The 18630-nt window shown below is 34.9% G+C and carries 17 protein-coding genes; 13 read left to right on the forward strand and 4 right to left on the reverse strand.

All coding sequences use genetic code 11. From position 1 onward, the window contains the following. Window positions 1-7: 7 nt before the first annotated feature. The 3 genes from B5D15_RS01615 to B5D15_RS01625 form a co-directional block, all read right to left on the reverse strand. The gene (locus B5D15_RS01615; RefSeq protein WP_078695360.1) at window positions 8-451 is read right to left on the reverse strand and encodes an aconitase X swivel domain-containing protein; all 444 of its coding nucleotides are present in this window, start codon (window positions 449-451) and stop codon (window positions 8-10) included. Between the two features lie 68 nt (window positions 452-519). Beyond that, on the reverse strand, window positions 520-1794 hold the full coding sequence (locus B5D15_RS01620; protein WP_242948666.1) for an aconitase X: 1275 nt from the start codon (window positions 1792-1794) through the stop codon (window positions 520-522). 55 nt (window positions 1795-1849) lie between these two features. Beyond that, window positions 1850-3331, reverse strand: coding sequence for a methyl-accepting chemotaxis protein (locus B5D15_RS01625; protein WP_143287165.1), 1482 nt, complete (start codon window positions 3329-3331; stop codon window positions 1850-1852). Window positions 3332-3612: 281 nt separating this feature from the next. Between B5D15_RS01625 and B5D15_RS01630 the strand changes: the two genes are divergently transcribed. The 8 genes from B5D15_RS01630 (at window position 3613) to B5D15_RS01665 (ending at window position 11982) form a co-directional block, all read left to right on the forward strand. Further along, a complete protein-coding gene (locus B5D15_RS01630) occupies window positions 3613-4671 on the forward strand; it encodes a CapA family protein (protein WP_207651438.1) in 1059 nt (352 codons plus the stop codon). A gap of 99 nt (window positions 4672-4770) precedes the next feature. Continuing rightward, window positions 4771-5880: a THUMP domain-containing class I SAM-dependent RNA methyltransferase gene (locus tag B5D15_RS01635; RefSeq protein ID WP_078695362.1), complete on the forward strand. Its 1110-nt coding sequence runs from the start codon at window positions 4771-4773 to the stop codon at window positions 5878-5880. A gap of 327 nt (window positions 5881-6207) precedes the next feature. Next, a complete protein-coding gene (gene rbsK, locus B5D15_RS01640; RefSeq protein ID WP_078695363.1) occupies window positions 6208-7140 on the forward strand; it encodes a ribokinase in 933 nt (310 codons plus the stop codon). Beyond that, window positions 7140-7535, forward strand: a complete 396-nt coding sequence (gene rbsD, locus B5D15_RS01645) for a D-ribose pyranase (protein WP_078695364.1) — start codon at window positions 7140-7142, stop codon at window positions 7533-7535. The genes rbsK and rbsD overlap by 1 nt, the downstream gene beginning before the upstream one ends. Before the next feature lie 11 nt (window positions 7536-7546). Continuing rightward, entirely contained in the window at window positions 7547-9046 is a 1500-nt protein-coding gene (locus B5D15_RS01650) for a sugar ABC transporter ATP-binding protein (RefSeq protein WP_078695365.1), read from the forward strand. Window positions 9047-9058: 12 nt separating this feature from the next. After that, complete coding sequence (gene rbsC, locus B5D15_RS01655; protein WP_078695366.1) at window positions 9059-9988, forward strand: ribose ABC transporter permease; 930 nt, start codon at window positions 9059-9061, stop codon at window positions 9986-9988. Between the two features lie 22 nt (window positions 9989-10010). Beyond that, window positions 10011-10928 carry a ribose ABC transporter substrate-binding protein RbsB gene (rbsB, locus tag B5D15_RS01660; protein WP_078695367.1) on the forward strand — a complete coding sequence of 306 codons (918 nt, stop codon included), beginning with the start codon at window positions 10011-10013 and terminating at the stop codon, window positions 10926-10928. Between the two features lie 55 nt (window positions 10929-10983). Then, window positions 10984-11982, forward strand: a complete 999-nt coding sequence (locus B5D15_RS01665) for a LacI family DNA-binding transcriptional regulator (protein ID WP_078695368.1) — start codon at window positions 10984-10986, stop codon at window positions 11980-11982. A 98-nt stretch (window positions 11983-12080) separates the two neighbouring features. Here B5D15_RS01665 and B5D15_RS01670 read toward each other — a convergent pair whose 3' ends face one another. After that, window positions 12081-12431: a winged helix-turn-helix transcriptional regulator gene (locus B5D15_RS01670; RefSeq protein ID WP_078695369.1), complete on the reverse strand. Its 351-nt coding sequence runs from the start codon at window positions 12429-12431 to the stop codon at window positions 12081-12083. A 306-nt stretch (window positions 12432-12737) separates the two neighbouring features. On the opposite strand from B5D15_RS01670, the gene B5D15_RS01675 reads away from it, so the two are divergent. From B5D15_RS01675 to B5D15_RS01695, 5 genes are all read left to right on the forward strand, one after another. Then, entirely contained in the window at window positions 12738-13238 is a 501-nt protein-coding gene (locus tag B5D15_RS01675) for a nitroreductase family protein (RefSeq protein ID WP_078695370.1), read from the forward strand. Window positions 13239-13286: 48 nt separating this feature from the next. Next, window positions 13287-13907 (forward strand): flavodoxin family protein, encoded by a 621-nt coding sequence (locus B5D15_RS01680; RefSeq protein ID WP_078695371.1) that lies wholly within the window; start codon window positions 13287-13289, stop codon window positions 13905-13907. Window positions 13908-13930: 23 nt separating this feature from the next. Next, window positions 13931-14218 carry a putative quinol monooxygenase gene (locus B5D15_RS01685; protein WP_078695372.1) on the forward strand — a complete coding sequence of 96 codons (288 nt, stop codon included), beginning with the start codon at window positions 13931-13933 and terminating at the stop codon, window positions 14216-14218. A gap of 320 nt (window positions 14219-14538) precedes the next feature. Beyond that, entirely contained in the window at window positions 14539-17796 is a 3258-nt protein-coding gene (locus B5D15_RS15740) for an aminotransferase class I/II-fold pyridoxal phosphate-dependent enzyme (RefSeq protein WP_078695373.1), read from the forward strand. After that, window positions 17786-18598: an SDR family oxidoreductase gene (locus tag B5D15_RS01695; protein ID WP_207651439.1), complete on the forward strand. Its 813-nt coding sequence runs from the start codon at window positions 17786-17788 to the stop codon at window positions 18596-18598. The genes B5D15_RS15740 and B5D15_RS01695 overlap by 11 nt, the downstream gene beginning before the upstream one ends. The last annotated feature ends 32 nt before the right edge of the window (window positions 18599-18630 follow it).

Raw genomic sequence — 18630 nt, forward strand, 5'->3', positions numbered from 1 at the left:
TATCCCCCTATTCTACTATTACAGTGCCGTCTTCTTTAATCTCAATGGTTTGTCCTGTTTTAACATACTCTAAAAATTCATCCCCAAGCTTATCTATTGTAATTATTCTTTTGTTTACCCAAACATCAGTTAGTATTACACCTGCTGCAGCGAGGGAGTCTATATGCTCTGAAAAAAGCATTGCAGAGGGTGCTATGTTGAGTTTTGCAACGGATTCTAAAACCATACCTCCCGTTGTAGAGCCGATTGTTTTTGGAAGGCACATTATTTTATCCGTAAGAACTTTACCGTAAAGCTCGCTATTGTTCTGATCGGCGCATACAACCTTCTTAGCCTTTTTAAGTGCGCTTTTTTGGAAGGAGGCGAGGATGTTAACTCCGCTGTGGCTTACAACTGCCTCACCTTTTATGTTTCCAGGAAGTACTACTCTTCCTTTAAATATCTTTGCCATGCTATCACCTCTTTTTATAAAAGTGCCACCCATATGACAAGTGACAAAATAAATTTTGATTATATAGGTCAAAAAATATAGTTAAGTATTTCATCATCAGTATAAAATCTTGCTGTTGAATAGGTTCTAAGCTTATTGGAATTTGTTATTACAGCTTTTTTTGAGCATAATGGGTTGTTCATGTACATAAGGGGACAAATATATGTAAGCTTTACTCCCGATGAAATCAGCTTTTCATAATTTTTAGAATCCTTCTTAAATTCTTCAATGACATCCGGGGCAGCGCAAAGTATTGTGTTTACTTTTAGTTTTTTGTTTCCCCTTTTTTCAAGTTCCTTTGATATTTTTTCCGTCCAGTTTTTCAGCTGATTTAGGGATAAATGAGGACATCCTATAAAGCATAAGCTTGGCTTAGCATCTTTGCTTTTCCACATTAAAGGGTAAGATTTAATAATCCTTTCTATTTCAGAGTCATCGATTATATAGGTATTATAGTCTTTTAAAAGAAGTTCTCTTTTAAAGTCAACCGCCTCTGGGGTTAAGTTTTCAACATGGTAAAGCCCTACTGCCCCGTTTGATGCACTGGCAGCTCCCATATCTTTAAGGTAGTCTTTAACATCATCAGAAAGGTTATTTCCAAGGAACCTGTCAAGCCCAGCTATATACGGTACATCCTCCATAACCTTCATTCCTATTGCGCTTCCTAAAACCTGGGGATTTGGAAGAAAGCTTGTCTTAAGTTCAATCAGCCATTTAGCACGCCTTCCCCCATCGGTTAAAAAACCGAATTTTGGAGTTTTGCCTACAATTCCAGATAGAAGCTCTATAATACCTGAGTTTCTGTTTGTCCTTGCGCCTATAACAGAATTTGCATATACGACGGCGGAGGATTCAGCCCAAGATAGTATATCCCCTCTTTTTGGAATATTACCAACTTCAGGAAGATAACAGGTGCAGGTGAAGGAATTGTCATCCTTAAGACCTACTTTTTTAAGTTGGCTCTCATATTCCTTCTGCTTTCCATACATTATTTTAAATACGATTTTTTCGAGTAGATTAGCTTTAACGTTTTCATAGTCTATTGGCCTTGGATCAACCGTAAATTTTTCCTTTGTAAGAAGACCTTCACTAATAAGCTCCTCCATCATGTCAAAAACCGGCTCTAATATAGGTATTCCAAAGGATGTAACAAGATGCACAGGGCCTGTAATATCCACTAATTCTTCTGCACCAAAGGTTTCACCATAGAGAACAACTGATTTAAGAGCCTTTTTAAGAGTTTCTCCATGCTTACCCTCAAGAATTTCAATTTCTTTTGGAGTAAGGCGCATTTTGAAGTCCATTTTCCCCCTCCTTAAAGTTTATTTCTTAATAAAGTATAGAGAGTATGCTCTATATTTATTCCTTAACGATTAAACTTAATTTATTAGTCATATCTTCAAGTTCATTAAAGCTGTCTATGATATTTTTCATTCTCTCCTCCTGAGAATCTATGCTTGCCATAATCTCCTCCATAGCGGCAGAATTCTCTTCAGTTATAGAAGCTATTGACTGGGTTTCACTTGAAACATTAGAGGAAGAATCCTTTATTTTCCTTAGACTTTCATCTATTGTGTTTGAATATCCAAGAACTTTTTCGCTTTCCTTTAGTATGTTTTTGAAAAGCTCATCAACCTTTTCACGGGATTTTATGCTAAGATTCATAGCCTCGCTTCCGAGGGATATTTCCTTTGATAAATCTTCTGCTTTATGCTCGAGATTTAATAAAATTTCTCCGATTTCATCCGTTGATTTTTTAGAGCTTTCGGCGAGTTTTAATACTTCGCTTGCAACAACTGCAAAGCCTCGTCCAGCTTCTCCCGCCCTTGCAGCTTCAATAGATGCATTAAGTGCAAGAAGATTAGTCTGATCAGATATTGAGCTTATAACCTTAAGTATTGAAGATATCTCATCCTTCGTGCTGCTAAGCTCTCCCATTAATTTTACTGTGTTTGATATTATGCTCTGAAGTTTTAGCATATCTTTAGAAAGATTTTGAACCTCTGTTTTTCCTTCATCAGCGGTTGACATTATTTCCTTTGATGCATTTTTTAATTCTGATGATTCATTAAGCAGAGAATCAACATTTCCATCAACTTTAATAGTTGATTCGCTTATTTCATTTACGCTTGCTGCTTGTGAGTCCACGGCTTTGAGTATCTGAGAGTAAGCCTGTGAAATATCCTGTGATATTTGCCCTGCTGCATTTACATTTTCTTTAAGCTTTGTACTAAATTGAATGAGTACATCTATGGTATTTTTAACTTCATTTAATATATTTTCTATCTTCTCCTTTGATTGAGCAGTTTGTAATTTGTCGCTTATTATTTCCTTCCTCATCTTTTCCCCAAGTCTGCTTTGAGCGATTGTTACTGCGCTGAAAAGTATTAGATAAAGATTCAGCGAAATCAGGGTTTTTGCTGGTACTCCATTAAATAAAGTTGTTTTATATGTAAAGAAGGAATAGTTTGTAAGAAGCAGCCCAAGGATTGATGTTAATATTATTGGCCTGTAATCGTGGTAAAGTGAAATAATTGCAATAGAGTAATAGATTATGAGTATGTTTACAAAGGATGTGGAACCTGTTGATGCGTGAAGTATCATAAAGGAAAAAACTATAAGTGCGATTGATATAAAATACATAATAAGATTTGTAAGTTTCTTTTTAACGACAAGAAGCGTTATTGCAAGACAAATAACAGAGCCTCCAATAAGTACGGTTAAAATTACGGGAAGTGGGAGCTTGTTGGCGATGTCAACAAGGACTCCAAGAGCTAATGAAGCCCAAAGAAGTTTGATTAAGAGTTTGTTTCTGCTGTGCAAAAAATCCATGTCTTTCATAAAAATCCCTCCATTGATGGTTATAGATAATTTAACTAATAATGTCATCTAATTACAGTTATCGTTAAAAGATTAATAAACTTTAATATTTTAAGCATATTTTTGGAAAGGGTATTTGGTATCGGAGAGTGAAGAAAATTGAGATATAATAAGTAACCGTCCCCCTAAGCTGTCATAGGCTTGGCTAAAATTATGCATAAAACTTTAAAATCTTAAATATTGTATTATATAAATATATATGTAATAATTGATATGCTTTTATATCAATGAGGAGTGATTATGTGATTAAAAGAAGGATAATCATTTTAACAATTTTTGTTTTTCTTTTTTGCTTTTTTACTGTGAAAGGTGAAGATAATGAGTCAAAAGAGGAAAATGCACAAAAGAATGATACCACGATTACACAGGTTGCAGAGGATAAGAATAAGGACGAAGTTGAGATTATTATAAGTGCGGCGGGGGATTGCAGTCTTGGAAGGGATGAAAAAAGCCCCTACATATATTCCTTCGATGACGAATTTATAAAACAAAAGAGGGATTATTCCTATTTTTTCAAAAACGTTAAAGACATATTTGAAAAGGATGATTTAACTATCATTAATTTAGAAGGCCCCCTGACTAATGAAAAAAACAGAGTGGATAAGAAGTTTAGTTTTAAAGGGGCTTTAGAATATGCAAAAATACTTAAGCAGGGGAGTATTGAAGCTGTAAATGTTGCAAATAACCACACCTTTGATTACGGTAATAAAGGCTTTATTGATACGATAAACAGTTTGAAAAAAGAAGAAATCATATATTTTGGAATGGACTATAAAGTTTTGCGCAATATTAAAGGTGTAAATATAGGGCTTTTAGGATATAAGGCATGGAGCTATGACAGCTACATAAAAAAGAAGATAAAAAATGATATAAAATATTTAAAATCAAAGGGAGCACAGCTCATCATTGTTAGCTTTCACTGGGGAGATGAGGGAAAATACTATCCAAATAATATTCAAAAGAGCTTAGCAAAATATACAATAGATTCAGGGGCTGATTTGATACTTGGCCATCACCCCCATGTAATTCAGGGAATAAGTGCGTATAAGGGAAAGAATATAGTATACAGCCTTGGGAATTTCTGCTTTGGAGGTAATAAAAACCCTAAGGATAAAGATTCCTTTATTTATCAGCAGACATTTAAATTCTCTGATGGAAAGCTTTTAGATAAAAATTATAAAGTAATACCCGTATCTATATCTTCATTAAATTATAGAAACAATTATCAGCCAACACCCCTTAAGGGAAGTGAAGAACAAAGGGTTTTAAACAAGATAAAATATTACAGCAAAATTAAATAGGAAGCGCTGCTTCCTATTTTTATGTCAATATGTATAAAACATATTTAATGTGATAATATTATACTATCGCTTTTATTAAAATTATAAAGGAGAATTTGTATGTATGATATTGTAGTAACTACCGCCTTTGGAATAGAATCTGTAACAAGCAGGGAGCTTAAAAATCTTGGATATGAAGATTTAAAGGTTGAAAACGGTAAGATAACTTTAAAAGGAAATGATGAAGATATTGCAAGACTTAATATATTCTTAAGAACTGGGGACAGGGTTTACATAAAATTAAAGGAATTTACTGCAGAAAGTTTTGAGGATTTGTTTCAGGGAACTCTTTCTATAAACTTTGGGGATTTTCTTCCTGAGAATGCAAAGATGCATGTTATAGGCAAATCAATAAAGTCAAAGCTTTTCAGCGTTTCCGACTGTCAGGCGATTGTTAAAAAAGCTGTTGTGGAATCTATGAAAAGAAAATATAAAAAGACCTGGTTTTCAGAGGATGGCCCTACATATAAAATAGAGATTGCTCTATTAAAGGATGTTGCAACTATAAGCCTTGACACATCGGGGATTGGCCTTCATAAAAGAGGATACAGGATTGAGGCAGGGGAGGCGCCCTTAAAGGAAACCCTTGCTGCTGCAATGGTACTTTTAAGCAGGTGGAAAAGCGACAGGCTTTTAATAGATCCATTTTGCGGCTCGGGAACTATATTAATTGAAGCGGCACTTATTGGGAAAAACATTGCCCCAGGATTAAACAGAAGCTTTGATGCTGAAAAGTGGAGCCATATAGATAAAAGGGTCTTTGATTTAATGCGTGAGAGGGCAAGAAATGAGATTAATAATGATGAGTTTAAAATTTTAGGTCAGGATATAGACGGAAGGGTTTTAAAGACGGCAAGGGAAAACATAAAAAGGGCAGGGGTTGAAGACTTTGTATTCGTTCAAAAGCTTCCTATGGAGGAGCTTTCTACAAAGAAAAAGAATGGAGTTATTATATGCAACCCTCCCTATGGAGAGAGAATAGGGCAGATTAAGGAAGTTGAAAAGCTATATAAAAGGATGGGGGAAGTATTTCAAAACCTTGATGGCTGGTCCTATTTTATACTTACAAGCCACTTAGAATTTGAAAGGCTATTTGGAAGAAAAGCGGATAAAAATAGAAAGCTCTATAACGGCAAAATACTTTGCTACCTTTATCAGTACTTTTCATAATAAAATACAAAAGAAGATGAGTATATAAGAGGGTATATATAGTCAGTTTTATAATAAAAATTTAATGATAATATAATAAGATATGCTTATTTAATTTATAAAAACATCCTCATATATTAGAAAATTTCTGATATATGAGGATGTTTTTGCTTATACAGATAATAAGGAAGCTGAAAACCAATCAAATCATGAATAATTTCCTTCAAAGTGTTAAAAATATGACAATAAAAATAAAATTATTTTGAATTGACAAAACAATTGTGAATATTATATAATGTGATTAACCGGTTTAGTAAATCGGTTAAGTAAAATAGGAAGGTGAAAATAGTGTTTGATATTTGCGTTTTAGGAAGTCTAAATATGGATCTTGTTATAAATGTTGAAAAAATTCCTGCAATAGGTGAAACGATTCTTGCACAGGACTTTAAGAAAGTACCAGGAGGCAAGGGTGCAAATCAGGCTGTTGCGGCAGCAAGACTTAAAAACAGAGTTGTAATGCTCGGATGCGTTGGAAATGACGATAACGGAAACATATTAGTTGAGAATATGAAAAAAGACGGAATTGAAACAAAGTATATTAAGACTATAAAGGATATTCCAACAGGCATTGCCCTTATAACTGTTGACAGCCTTGGAAACAACACTATTTCCGTTTATGCCGGTGCAAATATGAATATAAAAGAAGATGATATTGATAGTTTAAAGGATGTAATTATAAATTCAAATATTATAATAGCTCAGTTTGAAACACCTGTTGAAACTACTATAAAGGCCTTTAAATTAGCAAAGGAGCATGGAAAGATTACTATTTTAAATCCTGCTCCTGCAAGGAGAATACCTAATGAGCTTATAAAACTTTCTGATATTATAGTTCCAAATGAAACTGAAACTGAAATTATTACAGGAATAAATCCTGCTGATGATGAAAAAATAAAAACAGCAGCAAAATCAATTATAGATAAGGGAGCAGAATTTGTAATAATAACCCTCGGGAGCAGAGGAGCTGCAATTGTTTCAAAGGATAACTATGAAGAAATTGCAGCATATAAGGTTGATGCAGTTGACACAACAGCTGCAGGGGATTCCTTTATTGGAGGAATTGCAAGTTTTCTATCTAAAAAAGGTCTCAGCTTTGATATTCTTTGCAGCGCAGTAAAATTTGCAAATAAGGTTTCAGCAATTGCGGTAACAAGACAGGGAGCACAATCCTCTCTGCCATATCTTAATGAAGTATATGAAAAGTATGGGGAGGAAATATAATGAAGAAAATCGGAATACTAAATCATGATATTTCAGAAGTTATAGCATCAATGGGACATACAGACAGCATTGCAATAGGAGACTGCGGGCTTCCAATACCCGATAATACTAAAAGAATAGACCTTGCACTTATTAAGAATATACCAACCTTTATAGATACCTTAAAGGCGGTACTTTTAGAGCTTAAGGTTGAAGAGGTTGTTTTGGCACAGGAAACAATTGATGTGAGCCCTAAGGTTTTTGAAGACATTAAAAGTGAGCTTAAAGATGTAAAGATAACTGTAATCAGCCATGAGGAGCTTAAAAAAGAGCTTAAAAACTGCAAGGCAGTAATAAGAACAGGAGAACAGACTCCCTATGCCAATGTAATATTAAAATCGGGAGTTGTATTTTAAGGGGGATAAATATGCAGGAAAAAATGCCTATTTTGGAAATGAAAAATATATCTAAATCATTTCCCGGTGTTAAAGCTTTAAGCGGCGTTAACCTTAGAGCATTTTCTGGAGAAGTTATGGCACTTTTAGGAGAAAACGGTGCTGGAAAGTCAACTCTAATGAAGATACTCAGCGGAGTTTATAAGAGGGACGAAGGAATTATTAGGATTGAGGGAAGAGAAGTTGAAATAAACGGCATTAAAGATGCTCAAAATCTTGGAATTTCAATAATTCATCAGGAACTTAGCCTTCTTCCTAACCTTACAATCTATGAGAACTTGTTTTTAGGAAATGAGATTTTAGGGGGCTTTAAGCTCAATAAAAGAGAAATGATTAAAAAAAGTGAGGAGCTTTTAAAAAGTTTTGACTTTACAGTATCTCCAAAGACATTAACAAAGGAATTGACCGTTGGCGAGATGCAGATGGTTGAGATAATTAAGGCAGTTTCAAAGGATGCAAAGATAATAATTATGGACGAGCCAACAACTGCACTAACTGAAGTTGAAACGGAGAAGCTATTTAAGATAATTGAAAGGCTCAAAAATAATAATGTAGCTATAATTTATATCTCCCACAGGATGGATGAGATATTTAAAATATGCGATAAAATAACGGTTTTAAGGGATGGAACCTTTATTGGAGAAGAGGACGTAAAGGGAATAACAAAGGACAAATTAATATCAATGATGGTTGGAAGAAAGCTTGAGGAGCAGTTCCCAAGAATTGATACAAAGATTGGAAAGTCAATTTTAAAGGTTGAGAACCTTTCAATGAAGGATAAGATAAAGGATGTATCCTTTGAGCTTTTCGAGGGAGAAATATTAGGTGTTGCAGGCCTTATGGGCTCTGGAAGAACAGAAGTTGCAAAGCTTATATTTGGAGAATATAAAAAAAGCAGCGGAAATGTTTACATCGAAGGTAAAAAAGCTGATATAAATTCTCCAAAGGATGGTATAAGGGAAGGAATTGCATATCTTTCTGAGGACAGAAAAAAGGAAGGACTAATATTAAAGCTTTCTGTTCTTGAAAATATGACTTTGTCAAATCTTAAAAAGTATGAAAGCAAAGTTAAAAGAATAAACAGGGCAAAGGAACTTGAAGACTGCAAGGCATATACAAAGAAACTTTTAATAAAAACATCATCCCCAAATCAGCTTATTAAAAATCTTAGCGGTGGAAATCAGCAAAAGGTTATAATTGCAAAGTGGCTTTTAACTTCACCTAAGGTTTTTATAATAGATGAACCCACAAGAGGAATAGACGTTGGAGCTAAAAAGGAAATCTATCAGATATTAAACGAGCTTAAAGCTCAAGGTAAGGGAATAATTATGATTTCCTCGGATATGGAGGAAATTCTCGGAGTGAGCGATAGAATACTTGTTATGCATGAGGGCAGGATAACAGGAGAGATTCAAAGAGATAAGGCAAGTCAAGAAAAAATTATGAAATATGCAGTAGGAATTGCTGATTAAAGGAGTGGGAAAATGGATAAACTAAAATCGGTAATTATAAAATTTAAATCTTTAATTGGGCTTTTAGCTCTTTGCGTTATTATTTCAATAATAACCCCAAGATTTTTAAATGTTAACAACCTTTTAAACGTTTTAACCCAGGTTTCAGTTAATGCAGTAATTGCGATAGGTATGTCCTATGTAATACTAACAGGTGGAATTGACCTTTCAGTAGGTTCAATACTTGCTATAACAGGGGCTATATCGGCTTCAATAATTGTAAAATCAAACAGTGTATTTTTAGCAATAATAGCAGCAATTATAATAGGAGCACTTATTGGAGCCTTTAACGGAATTATAGTTTCAAAGGGAAAGATACAGCCCTTTATAGTAACTCTTGCAGCTATGACGATTTTCAGAGGGGTAACCTATGTTTATACTAACGGAACTCCTATTTCAGGACTTGGAAGAGACTTTACTTTTATAGGTAATGCGAAGGTTATCGGTATTCCGTTCCCAGTTGTTATAACTCTTATAGTGTTTTTAATAGCTTACTATATTATTAACGAAACACGTTTTGGAAGATATGTTTATGCTCTTGGAGGTAATGAAGATTCAACAAGACTTTCTGGTATAAATACCGACAGGATAAAGATGATAGTTTATATAGTATCAGGCATTGCAGCTGCAATAAGCGGTATTATAGTTACAAGCAGAATAGGCTCAGCATCTCCGAATGCGGGTTCAGGTTATGAACTTGATGCAATTGCTGCAGTTGTTTTAGGAGGAACAAGCTTATCCGGCGGTGAAGGAAGCATAACAGGAACTATAATAGGTGCAATGATTATAGGAGTTTTAAACAACGGGCTTAACCTTATGAATGTATCTCCTTTTTATCAGTCAATTGTAAAAGGCCTTGTAATTCTTCTTGCAGTATTAATTGACAAGAGGAATAAAAAATAAATTTTTCCGAGGGGGAAATAATATGAAAAAACTATTAAAATCTTTATCAATCCTTTTAATGCTCACTTTTATACTTGGCAGTTTTTCTGCATGTACAAACAAACAGCAGCAGGGCACGACTGAGAAAAGCAAGAAAATAGGTGTAGTTATTTCAACTTTAAACAATCCATTCTTTGTTACAATGAAGGAAGGCGCTGAAAAGAAGGCAAAGGAACTTGGATATGAAGTTGTTGTTCTCGATTCACAAAACGATGCATCAAAGGAAAGATCAAACGTTGAAGACTTAGTGCAGCAGGGTATTGCAGTTTTAGTAATTAATCCTACTGACAGCGATGCTGTTGCTAATTCAATTTCAGTTGCAAAGGATAAGAACATACCAGTTATTACAGTTGACAGAGCTGCAAACGGCGTTGATGTTGCCTGCCATATAGCATCAGACAATGTTGCAGGAGGAAAGCTTGCAGGAGAGTTTATACTTGAAACTTTAGGCGGAAAGGCTAAAATAGTTGAACTTCAGGGTATACCTGGTGCTTCTGCTACAAGGGACAGAGGTAAAGGATTCCACGAAGCAGTTGACGGAAAAGAAGGAGTAAAGGTAGTTGCAAGTCAGGCAGCAGATTTTGACAGACAAAAGGGATTAAACGTTATGGAAAACATAATACAGGCAACTCCAGATTTTGATGCAGTATTTGCACACAACGACGAAATGGCGCTTGGTGCTGTAAAGGCTTTAACTGCAGCAAATAAGAAGGCTGTAGTTGTAGGATTTGACGGAACAGCTGATGCAACAGCTGCCGTTCAAAACGGTGAAATGGCTGCAACAATTGCACAGCAACCAGATTTAATGGGAAGCTATGCTGTTGAAAACGCTGTTAAACTTATAAAGGGTGAAAGCGTTGAAAAGCAAATTCCTGTTGCACTAAAGGTTATAAAGAAGTAATATATAATTAAAATTGCGCCGCCTAAAAGCGGCGCATAGTTTTAAGGGTGATGGCATGAAGAAGGTTACAATAAGCGATATAGCAAAAGTTGCAGGGGTTTCTAAAACAACAGTTTCAATGGTTTTTAATAAAAAGGATGAAAGCATTAGTGATGAAACAAGGGAAAAAATATATAAAGCAGCAAAGGAGCTCAATTATATACCTAATTTTGTTGCAAAAAGCCTTGCTACAAACAAGAGTTTTTCTATAGGAATTATTCTTCCAGATATAACAAACCCTTTCTTCTCTGAGATGGCAAGGGCGATTGAGGATGAGGCGAATTTTTCAGGATATAACGTAATACTTTGTAACACTGACAACAGCGTAAAAAAGGAAGAAAAATATGTAAGGCTTTTAATAAGCAAACAGGTTGATGGAATTATATTTATAGCAGGCGGGGAAAGTAAAAAGAGCCTTAACCTTATAAAGGATAACCATGTTCCTTTTGTATTGGTTGACAGATATATCGAAGGCTTTGAAAATTTTTACGGGGTATTTTGCAGAAATTATGAAGGGGTTGCGGAAGGTGTTGAATACCTTTTGAATAATGGTAAAAGGAAAATTGTATTTGTTAAAGGGCCCCATGAAGTTGAGATTTCAAAGCAGAGATTTGAGGGCTACAGGGATACTATGAATAAATATGGGCTTTATGATGAAAACTATGTTTTTGAATCGGATTTTACAATCGATGGAGGTAAAAGAGTAACGGAGGAATTTTTAAAGGATATAGATAAATTTGATGCTATATTTTACAGCAACGACCTTATGGCCCTTGGGGGCATTAAGGTTTTGCTTCGAAGCGGATATAATGTACCAAAGGATGTAAGCGTCATTGGTTTTGATAATATAAAGATTTCAGAGTTTATAGAGCCGGAGCTTACAACAATAGCCCAGCCTATATATGAAATGGGAAAGGACTCATTTAAAATACTTTTAAGAGTAATAAACGAAGAGGAAGATGTAGAAAAGGTCCACTACTATACCCCAAAGCTTATTATAAGAGGGACGGCGTAATTTAGGTGGTAGATACAGGAGATGGAGATATATTTAATGCATAGATTAAAGCATCTTAAATTTAAAAAACATAATGAGAAATATGAGTTAAATACAATTTAAACATTTAAACTGTGATATTCTTTCCCCCAATCGCACATCATGCTAAGTATAGGCATGAGGCTTTTGCCTATATCGGTTAGGGAATATTCTACCTTTGGGGGAACCTGAGGATAAACCTTTCTGTTTATAAGCTTGTCTGATTCAAGTTCACGAAGCTGCTGTGTAAGCATTTTTTGTGTTGCATTGGGAAGAAGTTTTTTTAGTTCGTTAAACCTTAATGTTCCCTTTGTTCCAAGGTGCCATATTATAAGGGGTTTCCATTTTCCACCGATTAAATCTATTGTAATTTCAAAGGTGCAGGTATAATGTTTATTTTTAAATTCCAATACTGGGCAGTTAGTGCTCATTTTTTTTATCCTTTCTAAGTATCTTTTTAGGTACTATACTACAAAATAGTACGTACTTGCTAAATTAAAACTCATTACATATAATAATAACATAATTTAAAAAAGTTTTTTAGATATTTTAATGTTTTTTCCATGAAAAAGCTTTGTGCTAAGGTTTCATTAAGATTGGATTATTAAAGTTTATTTAATGATAATGGCAGATTAAAACTGAAAGAGACTTACTTGCAGATAGGATTTTAAGGAAAATGCAGATTATTAAAACTGCAATTTAGAATATTTTAAATTTAATAAAAGGAGGTACACATTATGGATGCTATATTCAACAGAAAAAGCATTAGAAAATACAAGGACATTAAGGTAAGTGATGAAATAGTAAATTATCTTTTAAAGGCAGCGATGCAGGCACCCTCTGCAGGAAATGAACAGCCTTGGGAGTTTATAGTTTTAAGGGATAAGGATGTTATGAAAAAAATAACGCAGGTTCATCCCTATTCAAAGATGCTCCTTGAAGCTGATGTTGCAATCGTTGTCTGTGGAGATGAGTCAAAAGAGGTATATAAAGGCTTTTGGGTACAGGACTGCTCTGCTGCAACAGAAAACATATTGATTGCCGCAGAGGATAAGGGTTTAGGTGCTGTATGGCTTGGGGTTTATCCGCATATGGACAGAGCAGAAGCTATAAAGGAAATTTTAAACCTGCCAGAGAGTGTAATTCCTCTGTCTATAATACCTGTTGGCTATCCCGATGAGCAAAAAAAGGCAGCAGATAGATTTAATAAGGAGAGAATACATTACGACAGGTGGTAAAGGTTACAGACAATAGAGAAGGAGAATACATAAGAAGGAGGAATTGTTTTGAAGGTAGTTGCATTTAATGGAAGTCCTAAAGCAAATGGTAATACATATTATGCAATAAAAACTGTTGCTGATGAGCTTGAGAAGGAAGGCATAGAAGTTGAAATAATTCATGTAGGGAATAAGACTATAAGGGGATGTATTGCCTGCGGCGCATGTGCAAAAAATAACGGTAAATGCATAATAGATGACGAGGTAAATGGATGGGTAGATAAAATGATTAATGCAGATGGCATAATATTAGGCTCTCCTGTGTATTTTTCAGGAATAAACGGAACTATGAAATGCTTTTTGGACAGGGCTTTTTATATGGCAGGCAGAAAGCTAAGGTATAAGGTAGGTGCGAGTGTTGTTGCTGTAAGGCGTTCAGGAGGAGTTGCCGCTTTTGACCAGCTTAATAACTATATCAACTACGCCCAGATGATTATGGCAAGCTCTAATTACTGGAATGTAATACATGGGAGGGTTATTGGCGAGGCTTCACAGGATGAAGAAGGAAACCAGATTATGAGAGTTCTTGGGAAAAACATGGCTTATCTTTTAAAGCTTCGTGAAAATGGAAAGGATATTGTTAAAGAGCCTGAGATGGAAGACAAGATTTATACTAATTTTATTAGATAAATATTTTAATGCGGGGTGATTCAATGGTAAAGGTTGTTGCTAAAAATTGTGCCCAAAGGGACAAGCTTGATGAAATAATTAAACTTTATGAGGAGCTTGTTGAACTTACAAGAAAGGAAGAAGGGTGCATAAGATATGAACTTTATCAGGATGAGAAGGACAGATCCATATTATGTATGATTGAAGAGTGGGAGAGCAGGGAGGCTTTAGATAGACATCTGAATTCAGAGCATTTTAAAAGAATCGTTCCTCAAATAAAAAAGTTTATGGCAAGAGAGACAGAATTAAATGTTTATAAAAAATTGATATGATTTATAAAAGTACTGCATGATATATGCAGTACTTTTATTTATAGCTTAGGTTTTTTTAAACTGAGGGATGTATATTTTTTTAAAATATGACTTTTGCATATATGCCTATAGGATATTGTTTTAAGCCAAATGAGTGCCACCCAGTTGACAAGTGACAAAATAATAAATTTTAATTATGCTTAATAAACACACTACTATGTTTGAAGAATAATATGGTATAATACCCATAAAAATATAATTTAAAAATCAAATGGCAATTATAGTATTAATTTAAATTTTAAATCTTGAAATGCTGATTTAATAAAAATGAACAGGGAGGAATGATTACATTGCATGATTTTAGGAGTGAAAGAGTTTTAAAGCTAAAAGATAACCCTACTTTTAAGAACTTGTTTGATATTATATGTGAAAATGGGGATTTAGCTGCTGCAGAATATATGGAGGATGATTCTATAAAAACTTTTACATATAGGTATTATAAGAATGCAGTATATAATGCAGCATATAAACTTCAGCAGATGATAAAGGTAGAAAAGGGCAGTTTTGTAGGCCTTATGCTTGACAACTGTCCTGAGTGGCCTGTTGTTTTCTGGGCTGTATTAATGGCAGGCTTTAAACCTCTTCTTATAGATTTTAGAGCAACTTCAGAGCTTTTAAGACACCTTGTTAATGAAACTGGAGCAGCGGCAGTAATAACCGATGATTTTTCAAGAATTGGTTTTGATATATTAAAAATTGATTATAGGGATTTAATATGTGAAAGTGATGAATTTATAAATTTTAATGCAGATTGGGCAGACGAGATTGCTCTTTGTACATCTGGAACTACTGCAACTTCTAAAATCTATGTATATGATGGATATAATATATGCGGACAGCTTTTAAACGGTGAGGCTCTTAAAAATAAATCTCCCCTTTTAATGCCCGAGGGTGAGGCAAAAGTTCTTGCTTTTCTTCCCTTTCATCATGTTTTTGGTATTATAGGAGTTTATCTATGGTATTCTTTTTATGGAAAGACGGTTGTTTATCTTAAAAACAGAGCCCAAAGTACGATTATAACAGCCTGCAGAAGGCACAGGGTTACCCATATACTTGGAGTTCCAGCTCTTTATAATAATCTTTCCATGGGCATAATGAAAAGGTTTAGTCAGAGCTCTGAAAAAGAAAAGGAATTTATAGAAAAAATGATAAACCTGAGCCTTGAGCTTCAAAGAAGCCTTGGGGAGCAGGGAAGGCAAATAGTATTTAAGAAACTTTTTTATGATATACATAAGGAATTTTTGGGAAATGATATAGTAGCTCTTGTTACAGGAGGAGGACATATCCCCATAGAAACATTGAGGGTATTAAATGCTCTCGGATTTTATCTTGTATCGGGCTATGGCATGACGGAAATTGGAATAGCTTCGGTTTATACAGGGTTTGATATAGATAAGAGGCTAAAGGCAAATCTTGGAGAGGCATTTCCCTCCTTAAGCTTTAAAGTTACCGCTTCAGATGGAGCTGGAGAACTTTTTGTAAAGGGTGAATGCATTCATAAGGGAAGAATTAAGGATAAAAAGTTTTATCCTGCTGAAACCTATGATGGATATTTTGCAACAGGTGATATTGCAATCATAAAGGATGGAGAGCTTTTTATTCACGGAAGAATAAAGGATGTTATAATAAATGATTCTGGGGAAAACGTATATCCAGATGAAATAGAGGATTATTTTGGAAATATAGAGGGTGTTAAGGAAATATGCGCACTTGGATTAAAAAACGAAAGAGAAAGTGAAGATATAAGCCTTGTTGTATATTCTGAAGAAAAAGGAAATGATTACAGAGAATATATTGGAGGATTGGTATATAAAATAAACGAAAGCCTTCCAATATATAAAAGGATAAAAAAGCTTCTTTTATCTGAAAACCCTCTCCCATCGGTTAACGGAAAGATTCAAAGGCAAAAACTTAAAAAACTTATTGAAGATAGGAGTTTTGTATGCAGCGCTGTTGAGATAAAAAAGTCTGAAGATGAAAAGAATAAGGAACAGGACAAAAATATTTTAATAAATTTATCATCAATTAAAGAGCAGATAAGGCTTTACTTTTCCGATGTTCTTGGAATTGCATCTGATTCTATTGCCGATAATGCCCACTTTGTTAATGACCTTGGAGGGGATAGCCTTCAGAGCATTGAACTTAGATTAAAGATTGAAGAAAAATATGATATTTTATTATCTGACGCAGAATATTATAAATGCACTAACATAGAAGAACTTTCAAATCTTATTTTAAAGCATATTTCAGGTGAGGCTGCAGCAGCTAAGGATGCTTCAGCAAAAAAAGTAAAAAGAAAAGCTGTTAAAACCTTTGAAGATTCTATTGAATATAAAGATTTTGAAAAGAGAAGAAGGCTTCTTGAAAGCACAGAAAATCCATATTTTATATGCCACGATTCTATAATTAGGGATACATCTATTGTTAAAGACAGAGAAGTTATTAATTTCGGCTCATATAACTATGTGGGAATGTCGGGACACCCGCAGACTGTTAAAGCTGCAAAGGAGGCTGCTGAAAAGTATGGTACATCAGCGAGCGGAAGCAGGCTCATATCTGGAGAGAAGAATTTATATATTGAACTTGAAAGAGAAATAGCAAAATGGAAACATGCTGAGGATTGCCTCGTTCTTGTTTCTGGCCATGCAACGAATGTTACATTTGTTGGAAACTTCTGCGGCGAAAATGATTTAATACTTTATGATGCCCTGTCCCATAATTCCATAGAACAGGGATGCAGGATATCGAGGGCCGCTGCAAAGGCTTTTCCTCATAACGACATAGATGCTCTTGAAAGGATATTAAGGCAGAACAGGGACTATTATGAAAAAATCCTTGTTGTCGTTGAAGGAGTCTACAGCATGGATGGGGATATCGCACCAATTCCTGAATTTATAAAGTTAAAGGAAAAGTACGGATTTTTCTTAATGGTTGACGAGGCCCATTCATCCTGTGTTATTGGAGAGCATGGAGGAGGAGTTGATGAGTATTTTAAACTTAAGGGAGATGAAATAGATATTAAGATGGGAACTCTCTCAAAGGGTCTTGGAACCTGCGGAGGATATCTTGCTGGGAAAAAATCTTTGATTGAATATTTAAGATATAACCTTCCAGGATTTGTTTTCAGCGTTGGAATAAATCCTCCATCGGCGGCTGCTACCCTTGCTGCTGTAAGGCTTATTCAGAGGGACAATTCCATGGTTAAAAAACTTCATGAAAACATAAAAATATTTATAGAAGAAGCTCATTTAAGGAATCTTAATACATGTCTTGCAAAGGAAACTGCAATAATACCTATATTAGTTGGCAAGGACAGGGATGCTTTTATTCTAAGCAACCTTCTGCTTAAAAACGGTGTTTTTGTTCCTCCTGCTGTTTATCCTGCAGTTCCAAAGGGATATGCAAGGCTCAGATTCTGCGTAAACTGCAATCATAACAGGGACCAGATTGTATATGCCCTTGATACCCTAAAAAACATCGCTGAAAAAGAAGGAATTAAGCTGCCTTGTATGGATGGAGGTAAGTACAGTGAAAGATAATTTTGTGGTTTTAGTTACAGGTGCATCCTCAGGATTCGGAAAGGAAACAGCAGAGTATCTTTCTAAAAAAGGGTATAAGGTTTACGGAAGCAGCAGAAAATGCATTAATGGAGAAAAAAGAGGACTTTTTACCATGGTTAATATGGATGTTACAGAGGAGGAATCGGTAAAGGATGCAGTAAATTATATATTAAACAGGGAAGGGAAAATAGATGTTCTTTATAACAATGCCGGAATGGGAATATCAGGCTCTATTGAGGATACAACCCTTGAGGAGGCAAAACAAATATTTGAGACGAATTTTTTTGGAATGATGAGAGTTACAAGGGCTGTACTTCCTAATATGAGAAGGATGGGGCAGGGGTATATTATAAACACCAGCTCAATTGGAGGGATAATAGGCCTTCCCTTTCAAGGATTATACAGTGCAAGCAAGTTTGCAGTTGAGGGATTTACTGAGGCATTAAGCAAGGAAGTAAAAGGCTTTGGAATTAAGGTGTGCATTATAGAGCCGGGAGATTTTAAAACGGGATTTACAGCAAACAGGAGATATGTTAAAAACTCAGGTGAGGGTTCAGCCTATAGGGAGGCTTTTATTAAAAATATGAATTTTGTTGAATGTGAGGAGAATAACGGATGCGAGCCTGTTGAAATGGCTAAGGTTATATATAAAATTATAAACACTAAAAATCCAAGACTAAGGTATAAAATAGGCTTTAAGAGCCAAAAGCTTGCTGCCAGCCTTAAAAAGTTTCTTCCAGAAAGGTTTTACGAGGATATGGTTATAAGGTTTTACAGCTGAGTGCTGAAAGTGTAATTCTCCATTCTCCGGTG

It is taken from the genome of Caloramator quimbayensis, from assembly GCF_900167605.1.
Lineage (GTDB): Bacteria > Bacillota > Clostridia > Clostridiales > Caloramatoraceae > Caloramator_B > Caloramator_B quimbayensis.